Raw genomic sequence first — 9,569 nt, forward strand, 5'->3', positions numbered from 1 at the left:
GTCCAGGCCCGGGCCGCCGCCGCGCAGGCCGCCGCCGAGGCGGCGCGTCTGGCCGGTGCCGGCCCGGCCTCCCCCTGGAACGACCGCGCCCGCCTGCTCCGCCCCGCCGTCCACCCGGGCGTGAACGCCTGGCGGACCTCGGGCTGGGCGCACTGAAGTCCCCGTGCGGAGTGGGGAGTCGGCATCGCCGACCCTCCACTCCGCACGCGTTTCCCGGCCCCTTTCGACCTCTCCCGGCCGCCGCCCCGCCCGCTTTGCCCGAAACCTGAGTACGGATACTCAGGCGCCCGCGCCCCGGGCGGCGCACTCTGGACGGGTGCTCTGGTCAGACCCCCGCGACGAGCCCTCGCCCGAGGCCCGTCGGATGCAGCAGCGGATGCAGCGGGCCGGCAAGGTGCTCGCCGTCCTGGTGCTGGTGGGCGCCGTGCTGATGATGCTCTCCCAGCCGTACACCTGAACCGTTCACCCGAACGGCGGACACCGGCACCCCCTACGCTGGTGGACATGACCGACCAGCGCGCCCTCGTCCTCGCCTCCGCCTCCCCCGCCCGCCTCGGGCTGCTGCGCCAGGCGGGGCTCGACCCGCGCGTGGTGGTCAGCGGCGTCGACGAGGACGCGATCACCGCCGCCACCCCCGCCGAGCTCGCGCTCGTCCTGGCCGAGGCCAAGGCCAAGGCCGTCGCCGCCGAACTCGCCGACGGCGAGCTGGTGATCGGCTGCGACTCCGTCCTGGAGCTGGACGGCGAGGCCCTCGGCAAGCCCGCCGACGCCGCCGAGGCCCTGGCCCGCTGGCAGTCGATGCGCGGGCGGGCCGGCGTGCTGCGCACCGGGCACTGCGTGATCGACACCTCGACCGGCCGGCAGTCCTCGGCCACCGCGTCCACCACCGTCCGCTTCGGCACCCCGGACGACGCGGAGATCGCCGCGTACGTGGCCTCCGGCGAACCGCTCCACGTGGCAGGGGCGTTCACCCTGGACGGCCGCTCGGCCCCGTTCATCGACGGCATCGACGGCGACCCGGGCAACGTCATCGGCCTCTCCCTGCCGCTGCTGCGCCGGCTGCTCGCCGACCTGGACGTGCGCATCACCGACCTGTGGGCCGACTGACCTGCCGCACGGCGCCCCCGCCGTCCTAAGCTGACCGGCGTCCGGACGGGGAGGGGGACACCGCAGATGACCGACAGCGTGCTCAACGTGGTGCTCGGCCTGGTGGCCAGCGCGATCAGCGCCGGCCTCGGCTGGCTGGCCCAGGTGCTGCGGCGGCGCCGCAGGGTCGAACGGGTGCGGGCCTTCTTCGGGCTGCCGGACGGCGGCGAGTGCCTGATCGTGGTGCCGCGCAGCATCGGGACGGGCTCGCACGCGCACACCGTGACCCGGCGCGACGCCTACGCGCTGATGTGGCTGGCCGGGCTGGTCGAGGAGTGCGGGGCGCGGCCCGAGCTGGTCGCCCACGACGCCGCGCACCGCGGCCTGGGCACCAAGACCGAGCTGTGCCTGGGCGGTCCGGTCAGCAACAAGCGGATGGCCGCGCACCTGGCCTGGGGTCTGCCGGGCGTCCTCATCACCTCGGGCCCCGGCCCGGGCAGCAACGTGCTCGTGGTGGGCGAGCACGACTACACCGCCGGCCCCGACCGCGCGCACACCCTGCTGGCCCGGATCGCCACCCCGGACGGAGGCCGCCCGGTGTTCCTGGTCTCCGGTCAGACCGGCACCGCCAACCAGGCCGGGGTCCGCTACCTGACCACCCGCCACCGCGAACTCGCCCGCACGTACGGGCCGGACGGCACCTTCGCGCTCGTCCTGCGGGTGGTCAACCCGGAGGCGTACGGGCCGGACGTGGTCGAGGTGGCGGCCGACGTGACGGCCGCGGCGCTGCGGCGGCCCGACGCCCACTCCGACGCCCGCTCCGGCGCCGCTTGAGCGGTCCCCGGGAGACTGTGGCCGATGCCACCTCCCGCCACGCCGCCGGCCGGTCACCCGCCGCGGCACCCACCGGTCCGGGCGCACCGGTGCCGACCTGTGGTGTCGTGCGGGGGCCCGGACACGGGCCCGGGAAAGCCATCACCGAGCGTGTGGGATAGTTCACAACCGGGGGCTACTCGCCGGTACTGCCCAGGAATCCATAAACTCGACGAGGTTCAAGAAGGGAGCCACAGTGCGCAAGGTGCTCATCGCCAACCGCGGGGAAATCGCCGTCCGCGTCGCCCGGGCCTGCTCGGACGCCGGTATCGCCAGCGTCGCCGTCTACGCCGAGCCGGACCGGGACGCGCTGCACGTCCGCGCGGCCGACGAGGCTTACGCGCTGGGCGGTGACACCCCCGCCACCAGCTACCTGGACATCGCCAAGGTCCTCAAGGCGGCCGCCGACTCCGGCGCGGACGCCGTCCACCCCGGCTACGGGTTCCTGTCGGAGAACGCCGACTTCGCCCAGGCCGTCATCGACGCGGGTCTGATCTGGATCGGCCCGCCGCCGCAGGCCATCCGCGACCTCGGCGACAAGGTGACCGCCCGGCACGTCGCCCAGCGGGCCGGTGCCCCGCTGGTGGCCGGCACGCCGGACCCGGTCTCCGGCGCCGACGAGGTCATCGAGTTCGCCCGCGAGCACGGCCTGCCGGTCGCCATCAAGGCGGCCTTCGGCGGCGGCGGCCGCGGCCTCAAGGTCGCCCGCACGCTCGAGGAGATCCCGGAGCTGTACGAGTCCGCGGTGCGCGAGGCCGTCGCCGCCTTCGGCCGCGGCGAGTGCTTCGTCGAGCGCTACCTGGACAACCCGCGGCACGTGGAGACCCAGTGCCTGGCCGACAAGCACGGCAACGTGGTGGTCGTCTCCACCCGTGACTGCTCGCTCCAGCGCCGCCACCAGAAGCTCGTCGAGGAGGCGCCCGCGCCGTTCCTGACCGCCGAGCAGAACGCCGAGCTGTACCGGGCGTCCAAGGCCATCCTGAAGGAGGCCGGTTACCAGGGCGCCGGGACCTGCGAGTTCCTGGTCGCGCTGGACGGCACGATCTCCTTCCTGGAGGTCAACACCCGTCTCCAGGTGGAGCACCCGGTCACCGAGGAGGTCACCGGCATCGACCTGGTCCGCGAGATGTTCCGGATCGCCGACGGCGAGGAGCTCGGCTACGGCGACCCCGAGGTGCGCGGCCACTCCTTCGAGTTCCGCATCAACGGCGAGGACCCGGGCCGCAACTTCCTGCCCGCGCCCGGCACCGTGACGCTGTTCGCCCCGCCGTCCGGCCCGGGCGTGCGCCTGGACTCCGGCGTGGAGACCGGCTCGGTCATCGGCCCGGCCTGGGACTCGCTGCTGGCCAAGCTGATCGTCTCCGGCCGCGACCGCAAGCAGGCCCTGGAGCGGGCCCGCCGCGCGCTGGCCGAGTTCAAGGTGGAGGGCATGGCCACCGCCATCCCGTTCCACCAGGCGGTCGTCGCCGACCCGGCGTTCGCGCCCGAGGTGCACGGCGGCGAGGGGCCGTTCAAGGTCTTCACCCGCTGGATCGAGACCGAGTTCGACAACACCATCCCGCCGTTCGCCGGCGCAGCCGGTGACGGCGAGGAGGCCGAGACCCGGGAGACCGTGGTGGTCGAGGTCGGCGGCAAGCGGATCGAGGTCTCGCTGCCGTCCTCGCTGGGCGTCGCGGCGGCCCCGGCGGCCGGTGCGGCGGGTGCCGCCAAGGCCAAGCGCCGGGTGGGCGCCAAGAAGGCCGGCTCGGCCGTCAGCGGTGACACCCTGGCCTCGCCGATGCAGGGCACCATCGTCAAGGTCGCCGTGGAGGAGGGCCAGGTCGTCGCCGAGGGCGAGCTGATCGTGGTCCTGGAGGCGATGAAGATGGAGCAGCCGCTGAACGCCCACAAGGCGGGCACCGTCTCCGGCCTCAAGGCCGAGGTGGGTGCGAGCGTCAGCAGCGGCGCGGCGCTCTGCGAGATCAAGGACTGACGCACCCCGTCCTCGGACCGGTCCGTACGCCCCTCTGGGGTGTGCGGACCGGTCGCGTTTCCGAGGACGTGCCGGACCCCTCGTCAGGGCCCGTACGGGCCCCTCAGCGCCCGCGCGGCAGGCCCAGCTCGGCCAGCCGGGCCGGGATGCCGCCCGGGCCCGCGTGACCGCCGTGCGCGCCCGGGCGGCGCTGGCCGGGCAGCGGGGCGCCGCCGGGGGGCGGGCCGCCGCGGCGGGCCATCGGGCCGGGCTGGGTCTGGTGCACCGGGCCGCTGCCGGTGCCGTGCACCGGGGCGTCGCCGCCCGGGCCCGCGCCCAGCGGGGCCAGGTCGACCTGCACCCCGCAGTCGGCGAGCGCGTCCAGTTCGCGGGCGGTGGTGTCGTCCGCGGTGGCCTGCTCGTCGGTGACCAGCCGGGTGATGGTGTCGGTGGCGACGGTCTGGAACATGCCGGCCGCGCCGAGCTTGGTGTGGTCGGCGAGGACGATCACCTCGGCGGCCGCCAGCACCATGGCCCGGTCCACGCTCGCGGACAGCATGTTCGCCGTCGACAGCCCGCGCTCGGCGGTCAGCCCGCTGCCGGAGATGAAGGCCTTGGTGACCCTCAGCCCCTGCAGCGACTGCTCCGCTCCGCTGCCCACCAGCGCGTAGTTGGAGCCGCGCAGGGTGCCGCCGGTCATCACCACCTCGACCCGGTTGGCGTGCGCCAGCGCCTGGGCGACCAGCAGCGAGTTGGTGACCACCGTCAGCCCGGGCACCCGGGCCAGCCGGCGGGCCAGCTCCTGGGTGGTGGTGCCGGCGCCGACCACCACCGCGTCGCCCTCCTCCACCAGGCCGGCGGCGAGGTCCGCGATGGCGCTCTTCTCCGCCGCGGACAGGTGGGTCTTCTGCGGGTATCCGGGTTCGCGGCTGAAGCCGCCGGGGAGCACCGCGCCGCCGTGCCGGCGGTCGAGGAGCCCTTCTGCCTCCAGCGCCCGCACGTCACGGCGCACGGTCACTTCGGAGGTCTGGACGACGCGGGCCAACTCCCGGAGCGAGACGGCTCCGTTGGCGCGCACCATTTCGAGGATCAACTGGCGACGTTCTGCTGCAAACACAGAACCGACGGTAACCTGCGTGACCGTCTGCTTTCAGGCGTTTGCAGCTAGTAGCGGGAATTGCTCACGCACGAGCGGCGCGTGACCGTACAATACGCGCCGTCAATGGCCCGGAACTGCGCCCGCCGTCCGGGTGATGGCCGTGCCCGCGAAAAGGGCGGCCGCCGATCGGCAGCCGCCCTCAACTGTGCGCCGGACGCTCAGGATTCGCCCTCGGCCCGCTTCCGGATGTGCAGCTGCCGGGCGGCCTCGGCGGTCGAGCCGGAGACGGACGGGTAGACGGTGAACGCGCTGGCCACCTGTTCGACCGTCAGATTGGCGTCCACCGCGAGCGATATCGCGTGGATCAGCTCGCTGGCGCGCGGGGCGACGACCACGCCGCCGACCACGATGCCGGTGCCCGGGCGGCAGAACAGCTTCACGAAGCCGTCCCGGATGCCCTGCATCTTCGCCCGCGGGTTGCCGCGCAGCGGGAGCTTGACCACGACGGCGTCCATCTTGCCGCACTCCACGTCGGCCGCCGTGTAGCCGACGGTGGCGATCTCCGGGTCGGTGAAGACGTTGGAGGCCACGGTCTTGAGGTTCAGCGGCTGCACCGCGTCGCCGAGCGCGTGGTACATCGCGATCCGGCCCTGCATGGCCGCCACCGAGGCGAGCATGAAGACGCCGGTGCAGTCGCCCGCCGCGTAGACGCCGGGGGCGGTGGTGCGGGAGACCCGGTCCACCTGGATCTGGCCCCAGTCGTTGAGCTTGACCCCGGCCTCCTCCAGGCCCATCTCGGAGGTGTTGGGGATCGAGCCGACCGCCATCAGGCAGTGGGTGCCCTCGATCACCTTGCCGTCGGCCAGCATGACCTCGACCCGGTCGCCGATCCGCTTGACGCTCTCGGCGCGCGAGCGGCCCATCACGTTCATGCCGCGGCGGCGGAAGACGTCCTCCAGCACCTCGGCGGCGTCCGGGTCCTCGCCCGGCAGCACCCGGTCCCGGCTGGACACCAGGGTCACCTTGGAGCCGAGCGCCTGGTACGCGCCGGCGAACTCGGCGCCGGTCACGCCGGAGCCGACCACGATCAGCTCGCGGGGCAGCTCCTCCAGGTCGTACACCTGGGTCCAGGTGAGGATCCGCTCGCCGTCCGGCTGGGCGTCCGGGAGCTCTCGCGGGTGGGCGCCGGTGGCGATCAGCACCGCGTCGGCGCGCAGCGACTGCACGGTGCCGTCGGGCGCGTCCACCAGCACCTCGCGGGAGCCGTCCACGGCCTGCCCGCCGGTGCCGAGCCGGCCGCGGCCGCGCAGCACGGTGACGCCGGCCCGGGTGACGGACTGGGTGATGTCGTGGGACTGCGCGATGGCCAGGCGCTTCACGCGGCGGTTGACCTTGCCCAGGTCCACGCCGATCACCCGGGCCGCCTGCTCGACCGGCGGGGTGTCGTCCGCGACGAGGATGCCCAGCTCCTCGTACGAGCTGTCGAAGGTGGTCATCACCTCCGCGGTCGCGATCAGGGTCTTCGACGGAACGCAGTCCGTGAGCACCGCCGATCCGCCCAGACCGTCGCGGTCGACGACGGTCACCTCCGCGCCGAGCTGTGCGGCGACCAGGGCCGCCTCGTAGCCGCCGGGTCCGCCACCGATGATCACGATCCGAGTCACGCTCCCCATTGTCCCGCACGCCGGTGGCGCCGCCACGCCGGGGTCCGGGCTCGCGCACCTTCGTCCAGTCGCCCCGGCCCGCCCGCCGCCCGGGCTACGCTGGCCCCCATGCCCCTTTACGCCGCGTATGCCACCAACCTCGATGCCCGGCAGATGACCCGCCGAGCCCCGCACTCCCCGCTGCGCGGCACGGGGTGGCTCACCGGCTGGCGGCTCACCTTCGGCGGCGAACAGCTCGGCTGGGAGGGCTCGCTGGCCACCGTCGTCGAGGACGAGAAGGACCAGGTCTTCGTCTCGCTGTACGACGTCGCGCCGATGGACGAGGAGGGCCTGGACCGCTGGGAGGGCGTCCAGCTCGGCATCTACCGCAAGATCAAGCTGCGCGCGCAGACCCTGGACGGCGACATCCCGGTCTGGACGTACGTGCTCAACGACTACGAGGGCGGCCTGCCCGCGGCCCGCTACCTCGGCCTGATCGCCGACGCCGCGGAGAGCGCCGGCGCCCCGCACGACTACGTCATGGACCTCCGCCGCCGCCCCTGCTAGGACGTGGCCGGCCGTTCCGGTCGGGCTCGCGACGGCGGGGCACGCCCCGGCTAGCGCGGCCCCCAGCTGCGCACCGTCTCGGCCAGCACCCCGGCCACCGCCGCGCGCCGGGCCGGCTCGGTGCGCAGCCCGTTGCCGAGCTCCACGTGCAGCCACGGCACCCCGACGCCGGCCGCGAACCGGCCCTCGACGTTGGTGGTGCCCTCCAGCTGCCCGCACTTCTCCCGCCAGGCCCGGCAGACCGCGAACCCGGCCCGGCCCAGCCCGGCGGCGGTCAGCTCGGCGGCCGGGCCGGGCTGACCGGCGCCGCTGGAGACCACCGCGTCCTGCCCGGGCAGGCTGCCCTCGTCGAAGCCGTGCACCTGGACGCCGGGCAGCCCGCGCCCGGTGAGCGCCTCGACGACGGCGGCGAAGACGGTGTCGGAGCGGTGCGCGACGTCCGAGGAGCCGTCCGCCCCGGCGCGACGGTGCGCCCCGGCGAGCACCAGCACGCCGCCCGGCGCGGCCCGGAACAGCTCCACGCCGAGCGCCTCGGTCCGGGCGTCCGACACCGGGTGGGGCACCTGGACCGACCAGTTCGGGCGGGCCGAGAGGTCCAGGTAGATCCGGCCCCAGCCGCGGCCGTCGGCCGCGGTGCCGTCGGCGATCTCGGCCACCCGGCGGCCGGTCGCGGCCTCGGTGAACTCGGTGAGCCGGTATCCGACCCGGGCCAGTTCCCGGCCCGCCTGCTCGGGCTGCCCGTCCAGCGCGCCGAGCACGCCGTCGGCCACCGCCCGGCGCTGCGCCGCGTCCGGGGGCGCGTACGAGCCGTCCGGCGCGAAGCCCGCGGTGTACTCGTCGACCCGGGCCGCGAGGTCCACCGGAGCCGGTCCCGAGGGCGAGGGCGCCGACCGGACCACCCGAGGCCGGTCCGCCCCGCCGTGCGCGGCCAGGGTCAGCACCCCGGCGAGCGCCGCCAGCACCAGCAGCAGCACCGCCGCCGGCAGCAGTGTGCGTCGCGAACCCCGAGTCTCCATGGCGGTCGAACCTACCCTGCGCGCCGCCGCGGCCATGATCCACACCGGACCCCCGCGAATCGACACCCAAGCGACACCGGATCACAACCGATTCGTGACAACTTTTTCGAAACCTCTTCGTACGCTGGTCCGGCTTGACCAGTTCTTGATCATCGCTTAATCGGGAGGGCCGGCCGCCGCCTTCCCGGAGCCGGCACGGCGAGCCCGGAGGAGAACGAGGCCCCTCGTGAGCACGGCACCGAACCCGCCGCGGCAGCACCGCTACCGCCGCCGGGCCGACATGCCGCTGCTCGGGGGCATCCGCCCGCCCATCGCACTGCTGCTGGTCCTGCTGCTCGCGGTCGCCGCGATCACCGCCCTGGCCGTCGGCGGACTGCGGGTCGACGACACCCCGCAGGCCGTCCGCGAGTCCCACCAGTACGCCGCCGAGGACACCGCCGCCTCGCTGCGCGCCGGACTGCACGAGAGCGCCACCGACCTGCGCCGGGCCGCCGCCCGCTACGAGAGCGCCCCCGCCGAGCCCGCCGCGGTGCTGACCGCGCTCGGCCAGGCGTACCACAAGTGGCGCGGCACGGTGGTGGTCCGCCCCGACACCGGCCGGCTGCTGGCCGCCCGCGGCGAGACGGTCCCGCTGGCAGGCCTGGACCTCACCAAGGTCACCGACACCGCGCCCGCCCCCGTCCTGGTCCCCTCCACCGCCGGCACCCGGCTGCTCACCTTCGCCCTGGTCGCCACCAAGGCCGACGGCCGCGCCCTGCTGGTCGCCTCCGACAACCTGCGGCTGCCCGGCATCGCGACCCGCAAGGAGCAGACCATCCAGGTCCTCGACGCCACCGGCGCCGTCCTGGACACCACCGGCGCCGCGCTCACCGCCGACGGCGACCGCCGGGTGGTCACCACCGCCCGCGAGCGCGCCGCCCGGCAGCACCCCGCCCCCGGCGAGACGGCCTCCGGCAGCCTGGCCGGGAGCCCGGACGACAAGGGCCTGCGCCGGGTCGCCGGCTGGGCCGCCGTCGCCGCCCCCGGCGGGCACGACCAGGCCGCCCCGCTCGGCCTGACCGTGGTCTCCACCAGCACCGTCGACGGCAAGCCCGGCAGTCTGCGCCACCCCATGCTCGGCCTGGCCGCCGCCGGCGCCCTGCTGGTGCTGGCCCTGCTGCTCGCCTGGTACCTGATCCGCAGCCTGCAGCGCCCGCTGCTGGGCCTGTTCCTGGAGTCCCGTCGGCTCACCCGCGGCGACCGGCTGGAGCAGCCGGTGCGCGGGCCCGGGCGTCGGCCCGCAGGCGGGGGTGTGCGGACGATCCCTTTGCGCGGCGAGGCCGGCCGGATCGCCC

Annotated in this window: 8 protein-coding genes and 1 pseudogene; 6 read left to right on the plus strand and 3 right to left on the minus strand. The window is 74.9% G+C overall.

The features are described from left to right. Positions 1–316: 316 nt before the first annotated feature. The 4 genes from ABZW03_RS30315 to ABZW03_RS30330 all read left to right on the plus strand — a co-directional run bounded on the left by ABZW03_RS30315 (position 317) and on the right by ABZW03_RS30330 (position 3,931). Entirely contained in the window at positions 317–457 is a 141-nt protein-coding gene (locus tag ABZW03_RS30315) for a hypothetical protein (RefSeq protein WP_355265211.1), read from the plus strand. 47 nt (positions 458–504) lie between these two features. Beyond that, positions 505–1,107 (plus strand): nucleoside triphosphate pyrophosphatase, encoded by a 603-nt coding sequence (locus ABZW03_RS30320; protein ID WP_355265213.1) that lies wholly within the window; start codon positions 505–507, stop codon positions 1,105–1,107. Positions 1,108–1,173: 66 nt separating this feature from the next. Further along, entirely contained in the window at positions 1,174–1,920 is a 747-nt protein-coding gene (locus tag ABZW03_RS30325) for a hypothetical protein (protein WP_355265216.1), read from the plus strand. A 235-nt stretch (positions 1,921–2,155) separates the two neighbouring features. Next, the gene (locus ABZW03_RS30330) at positions 2,156–3,931 is read left to right on the plus strand and encodes a biotin carboxylase N-terminal domain-containing protein (RefSeq protein WP_355265219.1); all 1,776 of its coding nucleotides are present in this window, start codon (positions 2,156–2,158) and stop codon (positions 3,929–3,931) included. 103 nt (positions 3,932–4,034) lie between these two features. Here the strand turns inward: ABZW03_RS30330 and ABZW03_RS30335 are convergent, their stop codons facing one another. Together ABZW03_RS30335 and ABZW03_RS30340 are read right to left on the minus strand one after the other, a co-directional pair. Further along, entirely contained in the window at positions 4,035–5,027 is a 993-nt protein-coding gene (locus ABZW03_RS30335; protein ID WP_355265222.1) for a DeoR/GlpR family DNA-binding transcription regulator, read from the minus strand. Positions 5,028–5,227: 200 nt separating this feature from the next. Then, a complete protein-coding gene (locus ABZW03_RS30340; RefSeq protein ID WP_355265225.1) occupies positions 5,228–6,682 on the minus strand; it encodes an NAD(P)H-quinone dehydrogenase in 1,455 nt (484 codons plus the stop codon). Between the two features lie 99 nt (positions 6,683–6,781). On the opposite strand from ABZW03_RS30340, the gene ABZW03_RS30345 reads away from it, so the two are divergent. Next, positions 6,782–7,219, plus strand: a complete 438-nt coding sequence (locus ABZW03_RS30345) for a gamma-glutamylcyclotransferase (RefSeq protein ID WP_355265227.1) — start codon at positions 6,782–6,784, stop codon at positions 7,217–7,219. Positions 7,220–7,269: 50 nt separating this feature from the next. On the opposite strand, the gene ABZW03_RS30350 is transcribed toward ABZW03_RS30345, so the two are convergent. Next, positions 7,270–8,235: a hypothetical protein gene (locus ABZW03_RS30350; protein ID WP_355265230.1), complete on the minus strand. Its 966-nt coding sequence runs from the start codon at positions 8,233–8,235 to the stop codon at positions 7,270–7,272. 226 nt (positions 8,236–8,461) lie between these two features. Here ABZW03_RS30350 and ABZW03_RS30355 point away from each other — a divergent pair. Continuing rightward, positions 8,462–9,569 (plus strand): annotated as a pseudogene (locus tag ABZW03_RS30355) (HAMP domain-containing protein); the annotation flags it as partial.

This window comes from Kitasatospora sp. NPDC004799 (genome assembly GCF_040609095.1).
GTDB lineage: Bacteria > Actinomycetota > Actinomycetes > Streptomycetales > Streptomycetaceae > Kitasatospora.

Excerpts from the sequence above, each read along its gene's own strand:
- ABZW03_RS30320 (WP_355265213.1), top strand. The coding sequence starts at position 505 with ATGACCGACCAGCGCGCCCTCGTCCTCGCCTCCGCCTCCCCCGCCCGC.
- ABZW03_RS30350 (WP_355265230.1), bottom strand. The coding sequence starts at position 8,235 with ATGGAGACTCGGGGTTCGCGACGCACACTGCTGCCGGCGGCGGTGCTG.
- ABZW03_RS30345 (WP_355265227.1), top strand. The coding sequence starts at position 6,782 with ATGCCCCTTTACGCCGCGTATGCCACCAACCTCGATGCCCGGCAGATG.
- ABZW03_RS30325 (WP_355265216.1), top strand. The coding sequence starts at position 1,174 with ATGACCGACAGCGTGCTCAACGTGGTGCTCGGCCTGGTGGCCAGCGCG.
- ABZW03_RS30340 (WP_355265225.1), bottom strand. The coding sequence starts at position 6,682 with ATGGGGAGCGTGACTCGGATCGTGATCATCGGTGGCGGACCCGGCGGC.